Annotated in this window: 20 protein-coding genes; 12 read left to right on the forward strand and 8 right to left on the reverse strand. The window is 43.3% G+C overall.

Annotated features, from left to right (window positions below; all coding sequences use genetic code 11):
* Nucleotides 1–142 precede the first annotated feature (142 nt).
* Nucleotides 143–556 (forward strand): cysteine hydrolase family protein, encoded by a 414-nt coding sequence (locus IQ230_RS18300; RefSeq protein WP_228055111.1) that lies wholly within the window; start codon nt 143–145, stop codon nt 554–556.
* 20 nt (nt 557–576) lie between these two features.
* Here the strand turns inward: IQ230_RS18300 and IQ230_RS18305 are convergent, their stop codons facing one another.
* Both IQ230_RS18305 and IQ230_RS18310 read right to left on the reverse strand, forming a co-directional pair.
* The gene (locus tag IQ230_RS18305) at nt 577–1134 is read right to left on the reverse strand and encodes a thermonuclease family protein (protein ID WP_322742469.1); all 558 of its coding nucleotides are present in this window, start codon (nt 1132–1134) and stop codon (nt 577–579) included.
* Nucleotides 1135–1292: 158 nt separating this feature from the next.
* Nucleotides 1293–1640, reverse strand: a complete 348-nt coding sequence (locus IQ230_RS18310; RefSeq protein WP_193933706.1) for a hypothetical protein — start codon at nt 1638–1640, stop codon at nt 1293–1295.
* Nucleotides 1641–1801: 161 nt separating this feature from the next.
* Here IQ230_RS18310 and IQ230_RS18315 point away from each other — a divergent pair, with 161 nt between their 5' ends.
* A complete protein-coding gene (locus IQ230_RS18315) occupies nt 1802–2545 on the forward strand; it encodes a ferritin-like domain-containing protein (RefSeq protein WP_193933707.1) in 744 nt (247 codons plus the stop codon).
* Here IQ230_RS18315 and IQ230_RS18320 read toward each other — a convergent pair.
* Both IQ230_RS18320 and IQ230_RS18325 read right to left on the reverse strand, forming a co-directional pair.
* Nucleotides 2542–2886 (reverse strand): S-layer protein, encoded by a 345-nt coding sequence (locus IQ230_RS18320; RefSeq protein WP_193933708.1) that lies wholly within the window; start codon nt 2884–2886, stop codon nt 2542–2544. The two genes, IQ230_RS18315 and IQ230_RS18320, sit on opposite strands and share 4 nt — an antisense overlap.
* Nucleotides 2887–2977: 91 nt before the next feature.
* Nucleotides 2978–3712 carry a sulfite exporter TauE/SafE family protein gene (locus tag IQ230_RS18325; protein WP_193933709.1) on the reverse strand — a complete coding sequence of 245 codons (735 nt, stop codon included), beginning with the start codon at nt 3710–3712 and terminating at the stop codon, nt 2978–2980.
* A gap of 712 nt (nt 3713–4424) precedes the next feature.
* On the opposite strand from IQ230_RS18325, the gene IQ230_RS18330 reads away from it, so the two are divergent.
* The 3 genes from IQ230_RS18330 (at nt 4425) to purF (ending at nt 9178) form a co-directional block, all read left to right on the forward strand.
* On the forward strand, nt 4425–5075 hold the full coding sequence (locus tag IQ230_RS18330; RefSeq protein WP_193933710.1) for a hypothetical protein: 651 nt from the start codon (nt 4425–4427) through the stop codon (nt 5073–5075).
* 81 nt (nt 5076–5156) lie between these two features.
* Nucleotides 5157–7478, forward strand: coding sequence for a phosphoribosylformylglycinamidine synthase subunit PurL (gene purL, locus IQ230_RS18335; RefSeq protein ID WP_193933711.1), 2322 nt, complete (start codon nt 5157–5159; stop codon nt 7476–7478).
* A gap of 212 nt (nt 7479–7690) precedes the next feature.
* The gene (gene purF, locus IQ230_RS18340) at nt 7691–9178 is read left to right on the forward strand and encodes an amidophosphoribosyltransferase (RefSeq protein WP_193933712.1); all 1488 of its coding nucleotides are present in this window, start codon (nt 7691–7693) and stop codon (nt 9176–9178) included.
* A gap of 166 nt (nt 9179–9344) precedes the next feature.
* Here purF and IQ230_RS18345 read toward each other — a convergent pair whose 3' ends face one another.
* The 3 genes from IQ230_RS18345 to IQ230_RS18355 all read right to left on the reverse strand — a co-directional run bounded on the left by IQ230_RS18345 (nt 9345) and on the right by IQ230_RS18355 (nt 12045).
* Entirely contained in the window at nt 9345–9980 is a 636-nt protein-coding gene (locus IQ230_RS18345; protein WP_193933713.1) for a DNA-3-methyladenine glycosylase family protein, read from the reverse strand.
* Nucleotides 9981–10031: 51 nt separating this feature from the next.
* Nucleotides 10032–11402: an MATE family efflux transporter gene (locus tag IQ230_RS18350; protein ID WP_193933714.1), complete on the reverse strand. Its 1371-nt coding sequence runs from the start codon at nt 11400–11402 to the stop codon at nt 10032–10034.
* A 124-nt stretch (nt 11403–11526) separates the two neighbouring features.
* Nucleotides 11527–12045: a methylated-DNA--[protein]-cysteine S-methyltransferase gene (locus IQ230_RS18355; protein ID WP_193933715.1), complete on the reverse strand. Its 519-nt coding sequence runs from the start codon at nt 12043–12045 to the stop codon at nt 11527–11529.
* A 162-nt stretch (nt 12046–12207) separates the two neighbouring features.
* Here IQ230_RS18355 and pdxR point away from each other — a divergent pair, with 162 nt between their 5' ends.
* Complete coding sequence (gene pdxR, locus IQ230_RS18360) at nt 12208–13674, forward strand: MocR-like pyridoxine biosynthesis transcription factor PdxR (protein ID WP_228055112.1); 1467 nt, start codon at nt 12208–12210, stop codon at nt 13672–13674.
* Nucleotides 13675–13830: 156 nt separating this feature from the next.
* On the opposite strand, the gene IQ230_RS18365 is transcribed toward pdxR, so the two are convergent.
* On the reverse strand, nt 13831–14454 hold the full coding sequence (locus IQ230_RS18365; RefSeq protein ID WP_193933716.1) for a chorismate lyase: 624 nt from the start codon (nt 14452–14454) through the stop codon (nt 13831–13833).
* 213 nt (nt 14455–14667) lie between these two features.
* Here IQ230_RS18365 and rpsP point away from each other — a divergent pair, with 213 nt between their 5' ends.
* The 6 genes from rpsP to IQ230_RS18395 all read left to right on the forward strand — a co-directional run bounded on the left by rpsP (nt 14668) and on the right by IQ230_RS18395 (nt 19805).
* Nucleotides 14668–14928, forward strand: a complete 261-nt coding sequence (gene rpsP, locus IQ230_RS18370) for a 30S ribosomal protein S16 (RefSeq protein WP_193933717.1) — start codon at nt 14668–14670, stop codon at nt 14926–14928.
* A gap of 40 nt (nt 14929–14968) precedes the next feature.
* Nucleotides 14969–15322 carry a KH domain-containing protein gene (locus IQ230_RS18375; RefSeq protein WP_265576232.1) on the forward strand — a complete coding sequence of 118 codons (354 nt, stop codon included), beginning with the start codon at nt 14969–14971 and terminating at the stop codon, nt 15320–15322.
* Nucleotides 15323–15449: 127 nt separating this feature from the next.
* Nucleotides 15450–16403 carry a PhoH family protein gene (locus IQ230_RS18380; RefSeq protein WP_193933719.1) on the forward strand — a complete coding sequence of 318 codons (954 nt, stop codon included), beginning with the start codon at nt 15450–15452 and terminating at the stop codon, nt 16401–16403.
* A gap of 144 nt (nt 16404–16547) precedes the next feature.
* The gene (locus tag IQ230_RS18385) at nt 16548–16955 is read left to right on the forward strand and encodes a ChuX/HutX family heme-like substrate-binding protein (RefSeq protein ID WP_193933720.1); all 408 of its coding nucleotides are present in this window, start codon (nt 16548–16550) and stop codon (nt 16953–16955) included.
* A 109-nt stretch (nt 16956–17064) separates the two neighbouring features.
* Entirely contained in the window at nt 17065–17835 is a 771-nt protein-coding gene (locus IQ230_RS18390) for a DUF6816 family protein (RefSeq protein WP_322742470.1), read from the forward strand.
* Between the two features lie 152 nt (nt 17836–17987).
* The gene (locus IQ230_RS18395; RefSeq protein ID WP_193933721.1) at nt 17988–19805 is read left to right on the forward strand and encodes an ABC transporter ATP-binding protein; all 1818 of its coding nucleotides are present in this window, start codon (nt 17988–17990) and stop codon (nt 19803–19805) included.
* The last annotated feature ends 35 nt before the right edge of the window (nt 19806–19840 follow it).

Consider the following 19840-nt stretch of genomic DNA (forward strand, 5'->3'; position numbering starts at 1 on the left):
TTCGACTCACTTGATGCTGTTACAGATGTCCTTTGCCAAGGCTTGCAGGAGTTAATGCTAGCTCCTGCAAAGCTGTCTTCCATGACCTACTTCCCTCATCTGAGAATTGTTCTTTAGAACGCGGTTTAGTATCAAGGGAGCAATGGCACTCCAGCGCGTGACAACGGTTGCAGAAGTTCAGCCCAATTTTTTACCTGATTCTGCTGCTCATGCTGTCGTTCCAGATTTAGCACCGCTACCGTCAGAAGTCGCGTTTGACAAACTAACAATGTCAGCATTTGTTGGATCGTATCTGGATCTAGCGCTGCGGGATGCTCGAATTGAAGCGATCGCGATCATTGGAGCCGTTCTCGAATTCGGCATTGAACCAACGGTGCGTCATGCCGCAGATTTAGGATATGTCCCAGTGTTAATTAGCGATGCCTGTTATTCATTCTCAGAGCAGAATCGGACAACTTCGCTTGCAGCCCTTCAATCTACCAGTTTAATTGCTGATATCAATACATTCCATACCACGTTAGAGCGAGTGCATCAAAATGAGGTGGATGCCATTTAGCGCAACAATTTCTACTTCCTTCATTTTCGGCTACGGTACTGCCAAGGCTCGACAAAACGCGCATCACTCCATACACCTGTGCGTTGACTTTTAGCTTTAGCTTCTGCTTGTTCAACAGCAGTAGCACTCGGACAATTTTTAAGATAGGGACGGTAAACGAGTGCGAGTCCTTCACGTGCCAAAACTTCTTGAATCAAAGTTCCATTACTAAGACGCACTTCACCAATTTGGCGACCATAGCGATCGCTATCCGTAATCTTTAAAGTAACGCGATCGCCTTCCTGATCGATCAGTTGCTGTACACGCTGTTGCGCTTTGATACCCCAGTTGAATTGATTACGCGCAATCTTATTTTTCGTGTATTTTTCTTGATTAGAATGCGGGATTTCTGGAGCATCAACACACGCGAAGCGGACGTGAATTTTAGCTCCTTTGGTATCAGTCACAGTAATCGTGTCGCCATCACTGACTTTTTGTACAGTGTATTGTTCGCGTGGAATCAGAAATTGACACCCACTTAACCCGAATAAAATAATAATCGCGTAGATCAGAAGAAGCGATCGCACAAGTCGTTTCACAAACTCAAAACAAAATTGTCACCCGTGCGATATTAGCAAATATGAGGGGTAAGGAGTGAGGGGCGAGGGACGAGTGATTAGTTTTGAGTTTTGAATTTTGAGTTTTTTTAACTCATAACTCCTAATTTCCCTCTGCTTCCCATCTTCCCCAGCTTTCCTTACTTGCGGCTACCGACTAACTCGCGTTCTTCTACTACTTGTTCAACTGCTGGAGTATCAATCATTTCTAGTGCTTCGTACTCAGCGCGATCAATAACAGGATCGGATTGACGCGAACGGCGTGACAGATAGATACCACCTACTGCAAGTAAGCCTGAGAGTAGAGTGAATCCTGCTAAGTTGGAATTATTTGTTGTTGTCGGATTGATACTTGGTGATGACTGATTTACAGAATTAGCCGAAAGCTTAGAGCTAAAGGGACATGCTTGAGCCGGACTAGAAGTAACGAAAGTAGTACCTACGATCGCCGCAACCGAGACAAGGGTAATTAAATGACTTGGTTTCATAATGTTCTGCGGTAGAAAGTTGTTCCAGATTGTTCTTAATTTTGCATAACATTCAAAATACTGCCAAATATAAATTTCTGATGTATCACATCTTGCAACCCTAATCAAAAATTAGCGACTAGGATCAAAGATGTAATCTCCTTACACAGCACAAGTAGCTCATGAACTTTCTCACACACGTTCTACACTTAGCTGGCTCAAGTGCTGCAGCGTTTGTCGCAGCGCAGCAAATTCGCGATCCCTTAACACGCCCCAATGTTCTTGCTGGGTTTCAACTTGCAGAATCAGGTTCAGTTCCGTTTTTAGAAGCACTGAGTAAACGAGCAGCCGCTGAGGGCGATTCTTGGTTAGCAGAAAAACTGAAGAAACACGCCGCAGATGAAACAAGACACGGTCATATTTTTGCTCATGCCTTAAAACAACTCGACAAACAAGTTATTGACTTCAAAAACCTTTCCAAACCGTCTGATGACAAGCCAAATAAGCGGCGTAGTCCTTTTTTCGCAGCTTACTTTGAAGGGTATTCTCCCGAACAGCTAAAGCCAGATAATATTGACTGGAAAGTTTTCATGGCTAGCACCTATATCTTAGAGCTAGACGCGAGTAAAGACTTTGCGCGGATGGCAAATGTGCTACCAGAAGATGACGCAACTGCGCGAAACCTCAAAAAAGGAATGCTCAGCATTGCCCAAGATGAAACAGGTCATGCCGCATATTTATACGAAGCAATGACCCGTAAAATGTCAGTTATTGAAGTACAACAACTCGTTGATGAGTGGCGAACCCGTAAAGTTAACGCTTTATTAGCAATGGTTAGTGGTTTTCTACAACGTACTGGGCAAATGCCTTCACTTGTACAAGATGCTGCACCCGCAGACGTGTCTGACGAACTGGCTGCTGCCTAACTATTAGGTGCGACTGGTGCGGTAAACTCGATGGTGCTTTCTGTGGGGTTAGACTGCTGACTTTGTGTTGGTGTTGATTGCTGAAACAAAGACGGTGGTGCAGCCTGACGGAAGGCACCACAATAATACATTGTCATGACAGCTTTAAAAGCCCAGTGATCAGGCGAAACATCGCTAAAAGGTACAGGTAAGGTTTCTGCTTGGTTTTGAATACAAGCGTTGGCGACTGGATTTGTTGTCGGTGTCGTTGGCGATTCAGTTGCGGGTGTTTGGGCTTTAACAGGAGTAATGAGACTAGCAGTAGATAAAAATACCGTTGTTGCTAAAATTCGTAAGTTCATAAATACTTGAATATGCTGCTTTCTCTAGTCTAGTTTTTATTTTTGGTAGCGTATTGTAGGAGTAGAGCACCTAGAGTGGGAGATAGCAACTTCACCACGAAAAGAGAAGTTTTAGTCCAGCGACAACTAATAAAATTGATAGCAGCCTTTGTAAATTTGCATTTTTGTGCTTGCTGCCATACTCAGCGCCAATCAAACCACCAAGAATTGCAGATGGTGCCCAAAACACAATTGCTTTAGGTAATAGTGCTACGTGCGAAAGATGTCCGAGCAACCCTGCAGTTGAGTTGACTAGGATAAATGCTGCAGACACTCCCGCAGATTGCTGCGGATTTGCCCAACCCATCAGTAGAAGTAGAGGGGATAGAAAGATACCTCCACCGATACCAGTCACTCCTGATAAGAAACCGATCGCTGCGCCTGACGAAAGTGCAGCAAATAGTGGAATCGCTTGATGTGTTACGGCAATTGTGTGATGAGTGCGAAAAAGTTTGTACGCCGCAACAAGCAAAGCACTACCTGTAATTGGATTGTAGAAAGCAGTAGGTAACGTTAGATACCCCCCAATAAAAGAGCATGGTATAGAAGCGATCGCTAACGGTAAAAATAACGACCAAGAAAAATATCCCGCGCGATAAAATTTCACAGTAGCAATAACTGCAACTAAAATATTCAGCGTCAAAGCAGTCGGTTTCATCACCTCTGGAGCGATACCCATTAATGCCATAATTGTCAGATAACCTGACGAACCTGCATGACCGACCGAAGAATACAACACTGCTGCCGCAAAAATTAAGACAGCAAGTATCAAGATTGTGGCATTCACTAAAAATTACTCAGACGCGGCTATCAGAATATTTTGAAGCACGATTGCATTCACTTTACTATTAGTCTATTGCCCTCACTAAGTCAAGCTTACCTGTTTTGATACTTATAACCGAAAATTGTGATTCAAATTGAATATCAGTTGCTAACACAAGATAAGTTCAGCTCCTTATAATAGATTTGATGATACAAGCTGTTCTCACCCTATTACCCAGCTCAACTAGCAACAATCACTTCAAAATTAGTGCACCTAGTTAATATTGAAAAATCCGCCAGTGCAGGATAACTGGCGGTGTATCTAGAAGCAGGAGAGGAATCGCGTTAACTGAGTTGATTGTAATTCTTAAGTTCTTGCATAATCTCCAGTATAATCACGGTTTTTTCATTGATACGCAATTTATATTCAGGGTTTTCTGGGTGGTCAAAAGAGTAAAATTAGGGCATTTGTATCCTTTCATGAATCTTTCTAAGTAAAGGTTTTATCAATCAGGGATGATCATTTGGATTTAGAATAAAATGAATTAAATCAGAAGAACTATTTTTTCATCTAAAGGTGGTAAAAGCATAACTTATATAGTTTATATTTAAAATTAAGTTTATTTCTGAAGTTAAGACAGGTAAAGCGATACTAAAGTAGGCGATCGCCTACTTTATGTGAAATATAAAGCTAGTGAATTAACCTAATTATTTATAACAGTTTTTCAATTAAAAAAATGGCATTATATCAGCTTATTTACTTAGTAATTAGTATATCTTTATTAAGTGCAACAGCTTGTTCTTTTCCTATTAATAAAAATACAAACAATTGTAATTCTGATATAAATACAAGAAATTTAAATCAAGTTTCTCAATCTACAGGCATCCAAAAACCAGTAACGAAGACAGCCAGTATCAATATTGAAGGAGAAAAAACAACTATTTTTTTGGAACTATACAGCAATCCTTGCTTTACAACCTACTTCCCAGCCCAAGATTTCATCCCTGAATCGGTTGCCTCTGGCGAAGGCACAGCAGTTTGGTTCTATACCAATTTTGGCGGTACAAAAAATGAAGCAGCTTACATTCAATTCTTCTTTCCAAGCTACGCTAATACAATTGACCAGTTGAGACAATGGGTTGAAGGAGAAAGCGGTTTATTTGCCTCAAATGGCTGGCGAATTATTGAGGTTGTACAAGAAGTCACGTACCCCTGGGCTAAAGAAGAAATTATTTTTTACCAACCAGAAAAGAATATCACAGGTACTGTATTTCTTGGAGAAGCCCAAGGCAATGCGTTCTATGTCGTTACACATTATCCAGTAGAATACGGAGATGGATTTATACCTAGAGCTAATGTCATTCTCCAAAATTTGGATACCGAATAATCAAATCTAAGTTAAAACTTCCGTGAAGGCATTCGCTCAATATCGATAAAATAATTCTTTATTGCGTTTCTAATTTAAGTTATGTCCGTCCTCTCTTCTGCACCTTTTTCTCTTGAAGAAATCGCAAATGAAGGCTTAAAACCTGAAGAATACGAAGAAATTGTGCGGCGGCTAGGACGCCATCCAAACAAAGCTGAATTAGGCATGTTTGGCGTTATGTGGTCAGAACATTGCTGCTATAAAAATTCACGCCCCCTCCTCAAACAGTTTCCCACAACAGGTTCACGTATTTTGGTTGGACCTGGAGAAAATGCTGGTGTGGTGGATTTAGGCAACGGACTGCAACTTGCTTTCAAAATTGAATCGCACAATCACCCTTCAGCCGTTGAACCCTTTCAAGGGGCTGCGACAGGTGTTGGAGGTATTCTCCGCGATATTTTTACGATGGGGGCGCGTCCGATCGCATTACTCAACTCACTCCGCTTTGGTTCTCTAGAAGATGCCAAAACACGACGTTTATTTACAGGCGTCGTTGCTGGGATTAGTCACTATGGCAATTGCGTTGGTGTTCCTACTGTGGGCGGCGAAGTTTATTTTGATCCGGCTTACTCAGGTAATCCCTTAGTTAATGTCATGGCATTAGGATTAATGGAAACTGAGGAGATTGTTAAATCTGGGGCTGCAGGCTTAGGAAATCCTGTTCTTTATGTTGGTTCTACCACAGGACGCGATGGCATGGGTGGTGCAAGTTTTGCGAGTGCAGAACTCAGCGATGAATCTGAAAAAGATCGTCCCGCAGTGCAAGTCGGCGATCCTTTTTTGGAGAAATCTTTAATTGAAGCTTGCTTGGAAGCTTTTAAGACAGGTGCAGTTGTAGCAGCGCAGGATATGGGTGCAGCTGGTATTACCTGTTCAACATCGGAAATGGCTGCTAAAGGAGGAGTAGGAATTGAACTTGACTTAAATGAAATTCCGGTACGCGAAACGGGGATGGTTCCCTATGAATACCTGCTTTCCGAATCGCAAGAGAGAATGCTATTTGTTGCAGAAAAAGGCAGAGAACAAGAACTAATTGATATTTTTCACCGTTGGGGACTCCACGCAGTTGTGGCTGGTAAAGTAATTAACGAGCCAATCGTGCGCATTTTATTTCAAGGTAGAATTGCCGCAGAAATTCCCGCGACAGCTTTAGCCGAAAATACACCGATTTACCACCGCGAATTACTCAGCGAACCACCCGAATATGCCCGTAAAGCTTGGGAATGGACAAGCGATCGCCTGCCGCTATGTAATGCATCTGGGATTGAAATCCAAGGCAGTTTTTATACTTGGAATGAGATTTTACTTACATTATTAGATACGCCCACGATCGCCTCAAAACGCTGGGTATATCGCCAGTACGATCATCAAGTCCAAAATAATACTGTAATGCTTCCTGGTGGCGCCGATGCGGCGGTTGTCCGCTTGCGTTCTCAAGAACAATCTGCGCCTTCAAATTCAGCAGTTGCCGCAACCGTTGATTGTAACCCGCGTTATGTTTATCTAAATCCCTATGAAGGAGCAAAAGCCGTTGTCGCTGAAGCAGCGCGAAATCTTAGCTGTGTCGGTGCAGAACCTTTAGCAGTAACAGATAATTTGAATTTTGGTAGTCCAGAAAAACCTATAGGCTATTGGCAACTAGCGGAAGCTTGTCGTGGTTTAGCAGACGCTTGCCGAGAATTTCAAACACCTGTTACGGGTGGTAATGTATCACTTTACAATGAAACACTCGACTCCTATGGCAACCCGCAACCCATTTATCCGACACCTGTAGTGGGAATGGTGGGCTTGATTCCTGATTTAACGAAGATTTGCACTCAAGGCTGGAAAAATGCAGGAGATATCATTTATCTTCTTGGCTCATCGCTAAAATCGCAAATTACTTTAGGCGGTTCCGAGTATCTTGCCACAATTCACAACACAGTTGCGGGATTACCGCCGCAAGTTGATTTTGATTTAGAACGTCAGGTACAAGCGGTTTGTCGTCAAGGCGTTTCTCAAGGTCGGATAAATTCGGCACATGATTGTGCGGAGGGTGGAATTGCGATCGCCTTGGCTGAAGCTTGTCTTAGCAGTAACTTAGGCGCAAACATTACACTAACACTAAACACTCAATTGCGCTGGGATGAACTACTTTTTGGCGAAGGTGGCGCTAGAGTTCTTGTTTCTGTCTCTCCAGAACAACAAACGCAATGGGAATCTTATTTACAACAGCATTTACCGTCGAACTGGCAAAAAGTTGGTTTGGTCGAATCCGACACGTTCTTACGGATTTCTACGTCCGATCAGCTATTAATCGAAGTTACAATCGAACTGATGCGCGATCGCTACTGCAATGCGATTCCTAGACGTCTAGATGTCTAGATCAAGTAGGACTTTAGTCAATGCGCGAGTCTCAGAAGGTTTCAAAAATAACCCTGACCGCCGACCCCTGACCTCTTCTACAATGAGCGTTCTTACGCTACTGTGGTAAGAGGAATAGTTAACGATTTATTAAGCTCGGTTAAACATTCTGAAATTTCAGCTAGAGACCAACTTTACTGAATCAACACCCCGCTCAGGAGCAAAGCAGCAGCATGATTCCCAACCATTCCCATTTATTGCCTGATGCCGAAGCAGTAGACGTTGACAGCATAGCGCGTCCTGATAAACCTGAAGAAGCCTGTGGCGTTTTTGGTATTTATGCACCAGGGGAAGATGTTGCAAAATTAACTTACTTTGGTTTGTATGCGCTACAGCATCGCGGTCAAGAATCAGCAGGTATTGCTACCTTTGCCAGGGAAAAAGTCTACTTGCACAAAGAAATGGGATTAGTCTCCCAAGTTTTTAACGAATCGATTCTGCAAGAATTACCTGGTGATATTGCTGTAGGTCATACCCGCTATTCCACGACAGGTTCCAGTCGTGTTGTTAACGCCCAACCTGCTGTCGTCGCCACTCGCTTAGGTTCACTTGCTCTAGCACATAACGGCAACTTAGTCAATACGGTACAACTGCGTGAAGAATTACAAAAAGCGCATTGTAACTTAGTTACTACTACAGACTCAGAATTAGTTGCGTTGGCGATCGCCGATGAAGTCGATAGTGGTAAAGCATGGTTAGAAGGAGCGATCGCAGCTTTTCAACGCTGTCAAGGCGCGTTTAGCCTGGTTATTGGCACTCCAGCAGGTGTGATGGGTGTTCGCGATCCGAACGGAATTCGTCCTTTAGTAATTGGTACTCTGGCTGATAATCCTCAACGCTACGTACTAGCCTCTGAAACTTGTGGTTTAGACATTATTGGTGCTGACTATCTTCGCGATGTTGAACCAGGAGAGCTAGTCTGGATTACCGAAGCAGGACTCGCCTCGTTTCATTGGGCACAACAGCCACAACGCAAGCTGTGTATCTTTGAGATGATCTACTTTGCACGACCTGATAGCGTGATGCACAGTGAGAGTTTGTATACCTACCGCCTCCGCCTCGGACGCCAACTCGCACAAGAATCTCCGGTTGAGGCGGATATTGTTATTGGTGTCCCAGATTCGGGTATTCCTGCAGCGATTGGTTTTGCGCAAGCATCGGGAATTCCCTATGCCGAGGGGTTAATTAAAAATCGTTACGTCGGACGCACATTCATTCAACCAACACAGACAATGCGCGAATCAGGTCTGCGGATGAAACTCAATCCCCTCAAAGATGTCCTCGCAGGCAAAAAAATTGTCATCGTGGACGACTCTATTGTTCGCGGGACAACAAGCCGTAAACTTGTCCGCACACTACGCGATGCAGGGGCTACTGAAGTACATATGCGCGTCTCTTCGCCGCCAGTCACTCACCCATGTTTCTACGGCATTGACACGGATAGCCAAGACCAATTGATTGCCGCAACTAAATCTGTTGCAGAAATTGCAGCACAAATTGAAGTAGACTCTCTAGCGTATCTCAGTCAAGAAGGAATGCTTAAAGTAACTCAAGAAGATACAAATACCTTCTGTACTGCTTGCTTCAATGGTGACTACCCAATCCCTGTTCCTGAACTCGTAAAGCGTTCCAAACTCATGCTCGAAAAAGTTGTCGTTTAACTTACTAAATGTGGCTGCTGATTTTAGATAGATCCGCAGCCCTTCCTATTAAATGTATCAGCAAAAAAGCTTAGCGCTTAGAAACCACAGCTACATGAACGAAGGAATCATAACACCAAGCAGGTACAAATATTCCATCTCAATATTTGTAGTAAATCTCTGTAATTTATGCTTTTAGTTTTAAACTTTGCCACAGATACCAGGATGCAACTGTACGGTAAGGCTGCCAAATCTGCCCAAGCTGATTTACAGTTTTCTTATGTGGTAAATCTGGTAGGCTGTATGCTTTATAAATTGCTGCTCGAATTCCTAAATCGTCCGCAGGCAGTACATCCCAGCGATGCAGGCGAAAAATCAATACCATTTCTACTGTCCAACGACCAATACCTTTAACTTGAGTTAACGTCTGAATAATAGATTCATCATCCATTGTTTCTAAGTCATTTAGTGTCGGTAATCCGTCAAGAATTTTTTGTGCCAGTCCTTTGAGGTAGACAATTTTAGGACGAGAAATTCCTGCTTTTCTGAGAGTTTCATCAGAAGTTTCAAGAATACTCTGTGCGGATAGTTCCGAATATAATTCAAGAAAACGTTGGTGAATAATTGACGCTGCTTTGACAGAAAGTTGCTGATAAATGATCGCTTCGCACAAGCTAAATAACAAATCGCCTGTCTGTTGTTCTTGCGCTAAAGTACAATCGCCAACTCGCTCAATGATTGTTGCTAATATCTCATCAGACTGTTTGAGTGCAGTAGTTGCAATCTCGTAATTGAAGTCAACCAGTTTTTGAGAGTGTATCATTCACTAAAGCCAACACGTTCTTAATTAGAATCTCAGTCTCAACAAATTAAATTAGTCAGTTCCAATTTTCCTAGAAATTAGGTTGCCAAAGCGCCAAACATAGACGGTGGCTGCCATTAAACTGCCAAGGTAATAACCCACCCACAGTCCGACACCGCCTAAGCCAACAGCAAAGCCTAAAACATAGCCACTGACCAGTCCAATTCCCATAAAAGACAGAATACCAAGCAGGACGGGAATGCGAGTATCTTGAAGCCCATACAGTGCCCCTAGCGCTGTCTTTTGTAGTCCATCAAAAACGTGACCAACTGCAACAACACTCAGCATAGGAATAACAAGTTTTAGCAACTGTGCATTCTCAGGATTACTAATGTCTACATACAACCCGACGACTTGCTGACGAAAGGTTAGTAGGGCGATCGCAACCACTGTTGTCGCCCCTATGACAATGCCAGAACTCACAAATCCCGCCCGTCTTATACCTTCAAGGTTTTGCCACCCCAACCACTGACCAACACGCGCCGTAGTGGCAAACGACATTCCTAGCGGAATCATAAACACAATCATTCCCGTTTGCAACGCAATTTGATGCGCCGCCAGAATATCGGTTCCCAAGATTCCCATAAGATACGTCATTACCAATACCAAACCATACTCGAAGGCGATGGAAACCCCAATCGGTACACCAACGACGATCAGTTCCCGTAATAACTTCAATCGAAGCTGATACCACTTCTGAAACAAGCGGTAGATTCTTAGCTGTGGGTGTTTAAACAAGTAAACAACCAACACCAAAAACATTCCCCACCACGATAGAGTGCTAGCTAATGCCAACCCTGCTAACTCCATACGCGGAAAGCCAAATTTACCAAAACCCAAAACGTAGTTGCCTACTATATTAAAGAGCGTTCCCCCAATCACAATAAACATGATAGGACGAGCTTGCGACAATCCAGAGACAACTCCTCTGAGCATGGCAAAGCCAACCGCAGGGAACAATCCCCAAAGCATGACATGGAGATAACTACTCGCTAATGTAACGGTTTCAGGAATTTGCCCAAGTCGCAGCATCAAAATATCCATATGGGCTATTATCCACATGGTTGAAATTGATAACCCGACTGTTAGCCACAATCCTTGTTGCGTAACCTGCTCAATCCGAGTTTTCCTTCCTGCGCTATAGGCTTCAGCAACGAGTGGACTGACTCCCATCACAACACCGCTGAGAATATTTAGAAAAACTTGAAAGGTGAACGAGGCTAATCCTCCTGCGGCTAAAACTTTCCATCCTAAATGCCCCATCATTACAGTATCGACAAACCCTGTAGCCGATTGAGCAACTTGGGCACTCACTAGAGGAACAGCGAGTTTCAGAAATGCTCTGATTTCGGCTCGAACTGGAGAAACTGAAATTGAAGTCATGATAAATTTTCAAAAAAACAACACGACAAATTCAGCAACAATGGATGTACCATCGAATGCGTGTAGAGCAGTCTGATTGATTACAGCGTTTAGAGTGAAAACAAATTTGAATTCAAGATTTTCGTCAAATGCGTTGAGTTGCTAGCAGGTTAACTCCTTCATGTCTTAGTAGCCATTGTTTGCGTTCTATTCCGCCTCCATATCCCACTAATGTTGCATTTGCACCAATCACCCGATGACAAGGCACGACGATCGCAACAGGATTAATTGCATTTGTCATTCCTACCGCGCGGGCAGCCGTTGGTTTTCCGAATTTCGCTGCGAGTTCTCCATAAGATATGGTGTTTCCTATAGAGATATCTCGGAGTGCTGACCAAACCTGTTGTTGAAAGGGTGTTCCCCCAAGATTGACAGGGATGCGATTGATCGCCTGGTAATCTCCTACAAAATAGGCTGCAAGTAAGTTTGTGAAGCCATGCGGATTTTTGGCTCGTTGCAGTTGCAATTGCCCAAAGCGTCTTGTGAGTCGCTGCATCAGTTGCGTTTGCTGATCGGCGTATTCTAAGGCACAGAGTGCTTGTTGATCGGCAACTAATAAAACCGTCCCGATCGCGGTATCTATTTCATCTAATAGCAGTTTCATCAGATATCCCTCAGAATTAGCTGATGCGATCGCACTCAGTTGTAGGTCGAGATTTAGAAGTAACTGAGTTTAATTACTCACTCTTTTGTTAAAGTAATAGGAATTCTGGTATGTCACAAGTACCAGTTTTATAACTTTATTCCGTACCAGTTTTGCCAACTCATGATGGATCTCGCACTCAAGCTGGAGACGACTTCGACAATTCCATTACACAAACAGCTTTACGAAGAAATACGCCAAGCGATTTTGTCAGGTCGGTTAGAGTCTGGACAGCGGATGCCCTCAACTCGTGCGTTGGCAAAGACATTAGGCCTCTCACGAGCAACCGTTTTATTCAGCTACGATCAATTGCTCAGCGAAGGTTATCTACAAACGATTCCTGCTTCTGGAACCTTTGTGGCTTGTCAGCTACCTGATGCACTACTGCAAGCAACCTCGCCCCCAATTTCACCCGCATCTCCATCTTGTATTGAGTTATCTACCTATGGCGCAGCCTTGGCAACAGTGAATTTGCCACCCCCACCTGGACAAAAACCGCTGATCAATTTCAGTTGCTATGGCAGACCTGCCTTTGATGAATTTCCGATCCAAATCTGGCGGCGGTTGTTGTCTCGCGCCTGTTGCTCTAGCACAGCCATACTCGATTATCCTGCCGATCCGTTGGGATACAAACCATTGCGAGAGGCGATCGCGCGCTATCTAACTCAATCGCGTGCAGTGCGTTGCGAACCCAGTCAAGTAGCGATCGTGAATGGTTCTCAGCAAGCTTTAGATCTGATCGCTCGGCTATTTTTGAATCGAGGCGATCGCGTTGTCATGGAAGATCCTGGCTACACTGAGGCGCGGTACATCTTCCAAGTACAAGGTGCAGAGTTATTAGCTGTTCCTGTGGATCGCTCAGGATTGGTCATGGAACAACTTTCAGCCCTGACAACGCCTGTTAAGTTAGTTTATGTCACTCCTTCTCATCAGTTTCCCACAGGAGCAGTGTTGTCGTTGCCTAGACGATTGGCGCTTTTAGCCTGGGCACAACAAACAGGTACCATTATTCTAGAAGACGACTACGATAGTGAGTTTCGTTATGACGAACGCCCAATTCCTGCGCTGCAAGGGCTAACAAACAGTGACTCGGTAATTTATATAGGCACTTTTTCCAAAGTCATGTTTCCCTCACTGCGAATGGGGTATCTAGTTATACCGCAGCAACTCATTTCGGTAGTCGCTCGTGCGAAATGGTTGGTTGATCGCCAATCTCCCTTATTAGAGCAACACGCTTTAGCCGATTTCATCAACGAAGGACATTTGGAAAGCCATATTCGACGCATGCGAATCCTGTATGCACAGCGTCGGAGAACGCTCGTGCAAGCTTTAACTCAACATCTAGGAAATCGAGTGACAATTATCGGCGAGAATGCTGGGATGAATGCGCTTGTAAAATTTCATACTGATCAGAACGATGAAGAGATTATCGCTCAAGCAGAACAGAAGGGTGTGGAGTTAATTAGTGCTCGTTCTTGCTACATGAATGCTGAATATGGCAATGGAAAGTTTTTGTTGGGATGTACCGATCTCAACTCAGAGGCGATTCAGGAAGGTGTGTGGCACTTAGCTCAAATCCTCAAAGCATAAATTGCTATTTTGTTAGACCTCTTAAGCCCATAGACTAACATCCGAAGCTAGAGAAACAAAGTGTGACAAGCGCACGCTGCATGATTAGTTTTAACAACTAGACAACTCCGCGATCTTAGTCTGATTAGCTACAACTTCACTCATTAAGCGGTTCTTTTAGTCATCGCCACCATCTAAATGCGTTGCTCCGAGATATTTTGTCAGGTAAGGTGAGAAAACCTCGTAAATAAGCGTTAGCGGCTGTCCGTGATGCCAAAATAAGTAATGACGACCCCAAAAAGGTCCTGACTCAGAAAAAGCTGACTCCAAAGCTTTTGAGTGACCGTAGTAAAGTCCTTGGACATCTCGATACAACTCAGTACGTAGACGAGTTAAGCTAGCCCAGATTGGTAGATTGCGGTTCTGTAAATACTCATCTACATGACTTGCTTCCCACCAAGAAGTTGCATACGCCAGTCTTTGTCCTGAAGCAGTCCGCAGCCATACTTGACGTCGCAAACGAGGTCCAGGCACAGCTTGAATTTGCGTCGGTGCGCCATCCAAGTCCATCCCAACTGCAGACATATCGATCACATCGACTTCTGTCGGTTCCCCTGTTAACAATTGCAGGTGTCTTGTTGGAGAACCATCGCCCAACAATAGTAGTTGCCAAGCAGGTGCTAACTGAGTATGTGGTAAGCCTTGCTGTACAGCTTCCTCTCCACCTTGCCACAGTGGGGTCAAGCAGTGCCAGGCAGTTGAGATTTTTACGTTATCGGCTGATTTAAAAAGTGCAGTCAATTTATTTTACAAAACTTCATACCTTCTTATCAAATCATAAACAATTCTGCTTCGCCAAGGAGCGAGGTAAAGATTTTGCTTTAACTTTAAACAAGTCTGCTCAGCTATCTGCTTGAAGCTGAAGGATAGTAAGTGGTATTATAATTTATTCAGCTAATCATAAAATGTCAATCGATAGCTTATTTCTAGGAACAGGAGTAATTAATTTCTAACATGATCAAACTGCGATTAAAGAGATTCGGTAAAAAACGGGAAGCGAGTTACCGGATTGTTGTCATTAATAGCCGCTCTCGCCGTGATGGTCGCCCCTTGGAAGAAGTGGGATTCTACAATCCAAGAACTGATGAAACAAAGTTGGATGTTCCTGGAATAGTAAAAAGACTTCAACAGGGCGCTCAACCCACCGATACCGTGCGACGCATCCTTGAAAAAGCAAATGTCTTTGAACAGCTCAGTGCCTCAGCAAACCAGTAGGATAAGCTATAGTCAGGTTAGTACCCCTGACTACACCAAATTGGTCAAGTTTCTCATTCAACCATTTTTAGAAAATCCTGACTCTTTGAGTGTAGACTGCGAAGTGTCTCAAAGTAATAGGAAAGTTTGGGTGCGTGTAGCCTTTGAAAGTGAAGATAAAGGCAAAATTTATGGTAGAGGTGGACGCAATATTCAAGCAATTAGAACCGTCATTGCAGCAGCCGGTGCAATAGCAGAGCAATCAGTCTACCTAGATATCTACGGTGGTGATGCTCAAGAGCGCGATTTGACAGCGGATACATCTGCAGAGATCGGAACTAAACCATCTCAGCAAAAGCGCAGAACAACTTCTAAACCTAATGTTAGACTGCGATCGCGCTCCAGCGTTCAATAGACAATATCAAGGATTCACTAAAGAACTTGATCAGAAAAGCGCAAAGTGAATGATTGGGGGTTGGTTCAGAAGCTCGAACTAACCCCTAAAGTTTAGTTATTAAATTTATCAAGACTTAAGATATTTTATGGCAGAGGCATCAACGATTCAACTGCCGAGTCCAGAAAGTGCGATCGCACTTTCTGGGGAGCATGAAGAAAATTTAAAAACCCTATCGCGACAAACTGGCGCAACATTTGTGCTGCGCGGACAAGAACTACACATTTCCGGAACCGAAAAGCAAATCGAACTTGCCCAAACATTAGTGCGATCGCTATCTGATCTATGGCTCAAAGGAAACAGTATTGCTTTAGCTGACATTCTCACAGCACGTCAAGCGTTAGATACTCATCGCGAGAACGATCTACAAGATTTGCAGCGTAATATTTTGGCAAGAACCCGCCAAGGAGAGGAAGTTCGTGCTAAAACCTTCAAACAGCGACAGTACATTCAAGCAATTCATAAAAATGACTTGACTTTTTGTACAGGACCCGCAGGTACAGGTAAAACCTTTCTGGCGGTTGTGATTGCTGCACAAGCACTCTTAGCAAATCAATATGAGAGACTAATTCTCACGCGCCCAGCCGTTGAAGCAGGAGAAAAACTCGGCTTTTTACCAGGAGACTTGCAGCAAAAAGTTAATCCTTTCTTGCGTCCGCTTTATGATGCCTTACATGAATTCATTGATCCAGAAAAAATGCCCAGTTTGATGGAACGAGGTGTGATTGAAGTTGCTCCTTTAGCTTATATGCGCGGGCGTACTTTAAACAAAGCTTTTGTGATTGTCGATGAAGCCCAAAACACGACACCCGCTCAGATGAAGATGGTGCTAACACGTCTTGGTTTTCGTTCGCGTATGGTAGTTACTGGAGATATGACCCAAACTGACTTACCAGGACACCAAGAGTCAGGATTAGCTGTCGCACTCAATCTCTTGCGCCATGTCGAAGGTATCGGCTTTTGCGAATTTTCTCAAAAAGACGTTGTGCGACATCCTCTAGTACAAAGAATTGTCGAAGCTTACGAACGCTACGAAAAATAAGCTACTATGCTGAGGCAAGAGAAGAGTGAGTTGCTAGTGGATAGTGAAAGAGTGGCTAGTTGCTAGTCAAAAAGAAGTTTATATTTAGTATTTCTCCTCTGCACCTGAAGCTCCTTTACTCTCTATCCCTATTCTTAAATAATTATGAGTGCGACATTAAAAGAATTTTTGGAAGCTTGTGAAACGTTATCAACGCTGCGTTTGATTGTGACGAGTAGTGCAGCTGTTTTGGAAGCACGTGGCAAGCTAGAGAAGATATTTTATGCCGAGTTGCCCAAAGGGAAATATGCAAATATGCATACTGCAGGGTTTGAATTTCATCTCAATATGGATGAAATTCAGCAAGTAAAGTTTGAAACAGGTGAGGCAAAGCGAGGTAACTTTACAACTTATGCAATTCGGTTTTTAGATAAAGAAGGAAAACCAGCACTGAGTGCATTTCTGCAATGGGGTAAACCAGGAGAGTACGAGCCAGGGCAAGTCGAGGCTTGGCAAGCTTTACGCGAGCAGTATGGCGAAGTTTGGGAACCGACTCCGGTGGAGAGTTTGTAGTGGGAATTGAACCACACAAGAGCCAGTCTCGTGCGGAGGTGTCCTCCGTTGAGAGAACTGGCGTGTGCAGAGGACATAGAGAAGAGAGAATGTACAGAGAATACCAGTAGTGAAAATCTTTTGGGGTTTGTGTCTCGTTGTTGCCTTGTTTTTGGGCGGTAACGAGGCTGTGGCTGGGCAATTAGCTGAGCGATTGGCAAGTTTTCCTGATTGGGATAAGCCTGTGGTACAGGTAGCTAAAGGAGACTTGGTTTATCCAGACTGGATGGCTGGGACTTGGAATGTAAAAAGTACTCTGATTGATGCGGTTGCACCTTTAGCACCCGATATTGTGACTCCTGGTTTTGAGAGTAATCGTCAAAATTTACAGCAGCCAGTTAGTTTTCAAGTTCGGTTTGGGAAAGATAAGTTATTTAAATCTTCTGCAATAGTTGCAGATCGGGCTTTTAATGGGTTGAGTTTGGCAAAAGCATATCTGGGTAACACAGTCATTGCTGTAAAAGTCGATCCAAAGTCTCCTAATCGTCAGATTACGTTACTGAAAGGCGATCGCCAGTTAGTTTCCATTGTCTCTGGTCGTGCTACTGAAAAACCAAAAGACGATCAATTTATCACAACCGAAGTGTTTCAGCAATTCTTTCGTGCTGCCCAGTCGCGTCCTTATTTTAATGAAGTTGAATCAACAACTGCTTACCAATACTTGCCACAATTTCCTTCTACGATTGAAGCTGATCAAGTTACTGCTGTCTTTTTGTCTCCTCAAGACCCAGACTACCCAGACTACTTTGCTACGGCTTCTCGACCTGTGGCACTTTATCGCTATCGGTTAGAATTTAGTCCTGTTAATGTGCCAAAAACACAAAAGAAAGCCAACGGTTGAAACCGCGGCTACATAGACAAAACCTGTCTTCACAGGTTTTTACACCATGAGTTTGTTCTATCTATACAAGAAAGTCACGTAATTTTTTGTATTATTTGTAGTATTATGTATTATAGAAGCTGCGATCGCAGCCGTTTAGTTGGTACAGCAATATGGCAAATTTGCGCGATATCCTCAATTACTATAAAGATTATCGAGCGATCGCAATTTTTAGTATTGCGGCAGCTAGCGTATTTGAAATTATCGATCTGATTGTGCCGTATGCGATCGGACAAATTTTAAATGTACTCTCAAATCAACCTGTAGATGGGATAGTTCAAAATGCGATCGCAACTATTTCCCAGATAACGCGATTGCCTGTCAATCAATTCTTTTCATTAGCAGTACTGTTAGGCTTAGTCTTCTTAGTGACTGTAGTACGTGCCCCACTACAAGTTTGGTTAAGCTGGTGGTTTCATTGGGATATTGCCTTACGTACCCGTCGCGATCATGCCCAAAAAACACTAGAAAAAATCCTCACCCTACCACTAGAATTTTATGACGAAAATAATCCTGGAAGAATTGCGGGACGAGTAGCAAGAGGACTCGAAAATCACACTTGGACTTATCCAGAAATTGCCGGACAATTGATTCCCAAGTTATTGAGAGTCTTAGGCATTTTCTTAATTATTTGGTTTATTGAGTGGCGGATTGCGTTGTTGTTTCTTGTGTCCTTCATCTTCATTCTCAGTTTTAGTCTTAAAGACTTAAAGCAGTTGATGGATCAAGAACGACGGCTAGATCGGTATATGGAAAATACCCAAAGCCGCACCTCGGAAATTGTTACCAATATCAAAACTGTCAAAGCTTTTGCAACTGAAGCCGCAGAGTTAAAGCGCCAACGACAACGTTTAGATCGCGAACTGCAAGTCGTTATTTATCGCATTCACTTGGGTTACATCAAGTTATCGACTTGGCAAAGAACTATCGTTCAGTTTTGTGTTTTTGCCGTGTTAGGTTTAGCACTTGCAGCTACTCTAGGAGGACAAATTTCCATTGGACATTTTGTTACAACACTAACAATTTCTAGTATGGCGTATGCTGAACTCGAACCAATCAGTAACTTAGCAGAGATTTTTGCACGCCGTTATGCTTCCATGCTGCGTTTTCATGAGTTTATGCAGCAACCAACGGGGAAAGATGCAGCAAGTTTGGTGAGTGCATCCTCAAATATAAGAATGTATGACTTTACAGGCAAAGTCGAGTTTTCTCACCTAACTTTTGGTTATGACCCCGATCGCCCAGTTCTTAAGGATATTAACTTACTAATCGAACCTTATCAAACTGTGGCACTAGTTGGACGCTCAGGTTCGGGTAAATCGACTTTAGTGAAGCTACTGTTTCGTTATTTTGAACCTAATCAAGGTCAAATTCTAATTGATGGTCACGATATTCACGATCTAGATGTTGCTGGATATCGCCGCCGTTTGGCAATTGTGCATCAAGAAGTTGATGTTTTTAATGGAACTTTGCTTGATAACCTGACCTACGGTAATCCTCATGTCAGTTTCGCACAAGTTGAAGAGGCTTGTCGGATTGCGAGATTAGATGAAGTTATTCAACAAATGCCGCAAGGATACAATACGGTAGTTGGTGAAAGAGGTTTGCGGTTATCGGGTGGACAAAGACAAAGGTTAGGAATTGCGCGATCGCTGTTAGTCGATCCTGATGTTTTGATATTTGATGAAGCAACCTCAAGTTTAGATTACGAATCGGAACGTTCGATTCAACTTGCCATGCGCTCAATTTTGGGTACGCGGACTACAATCATTATTGCTCACCGTCTTAGTACTGTACGTGAAGCAGACAAAATTGTTGTTCTTGACCAAGGTAAAATTGTTGAAGTCGGCAGTCACGACGAATTACTGCGTCAACGAGGTATTTACCGTCGTTTGCACTCATTGCAGGAAACTGGAGAACTTTTAACCTAAGTAGATGAGCATAAGTCAGGTAATAGGTAATAGGT

It is taken from the genome of Gloeocapsopsis crepidinum LEGE 06123, assembly GCF_015207655.1.
Classification (GTDB): Bacteria; Cyanobacteriota; Cyanobacteriia; order Cyanobacteriales; family Chroococcidiopsidaceae; genus Gloeocapsopsis; species Gloeocapsopsis crepidinum.

Bases quoted from the DNA above. Each gene is read 5' to 3' on its own strand.
- IQ230_RS18300 (WP_228055111.1), top strand. From the start codon at position 143: ATGGCACTCCAGCGCGTGACAACGGTTGCAGAAGTTCAGCCCAATTTT.
- IQ230_RS18310 (WP_193933706.1), bottom strand. From the start codon at position 1,640: ATGAAACCAAGTCATTTAATTACCCTTGTCTCGGTTGCGGCGATCGTA.
- IQ230_RS18315 (WP_193933707.1), top strand. From the start codon at position 1,802: ATGAACTTTCTCACACACGTTCTACACTTAGCTGGCTCAAGTGCTGCA.
- IQ230_RS18320 (WP_193933708.1), bottom strand. From the start codon at position 2,886: ATGAACTTACGAATTTTAGCAACAACGGTATTTTTATCTACTGCTAGT.
- IQ230_RS18330 (WP_193933710.1), top strand. From the start codon at position 4,425: ATGGCATTATATCAGCTTATTTACTTAGTAATTAGTATATCTTTATTA.
- purL (WP_193933711.1), top strand. From the start codon at position 5,157: ATGTCCGTCCTCTCTTCTGCACCTTTTTCTCTTGAAGAAATCGCAAAT.
- purF (WP_193933712.1), top strand. From the start codon at position 7,691: ATGATTCCCAACCATTCCCATTTATTGCCTGATGCCGAAGCAGTAGAC.
- IQ230_RS18345 (WP_193933713.1), bottom strand. From the start codon at position 9,980: ATGATACACTCTCAAAAACTGGTTGACTTCAATTACGAGATTGCAACT.
- IQ230_RS18350 (WP_193933714.1), bottom strand. From the start codon at position 11,402: ATGACTTCAATTTCAGTTTCTCCAGTTCGAGCCGAAATCAGAGCATTT.
- IQ230_RS18355 (WP_193933715.1), bottom strand. From the start codon at position 12,045: ATGAAACTGCTATTAGATGAAATAGATACCGCGATCGGGACGGTTTTA.
- pdxR (WP_228055112.1), top strand. From the start codon at position 12,208: ATGATGGATCTCGCACTCAAGCTGGAGACGACTTCGACAATTCCATTA.
- rpsP (WP_193933717.1), top strand. From the start codon at position 14,668: ATGATCAAACTGCGATTAAAGAGATTCGGTAAAAAACGGGAAGCGAGT.
- IQ230_RS18380 (WP_193933719.1), top strand. From the start codon at position 15,450: ATGGCAGAGGCATCAACGATTCAACTGCCGAGTCCAGAAAGTGCGATC.
- IQ230_RS18385 (WP_193933720.1), top strand. From the start codon at position 16,548: ATGAGTGCGACATTAAAAGAATTTTTGGAAGCTTGTGAAACGTTATCA.
- IQ230_RS18395 (WP_193933721.1), top strand. From the start codon at position 17,988: ATGGCAAATTTGCGCGATATCCTCAATTACTATAAAGATTATCGAGCG.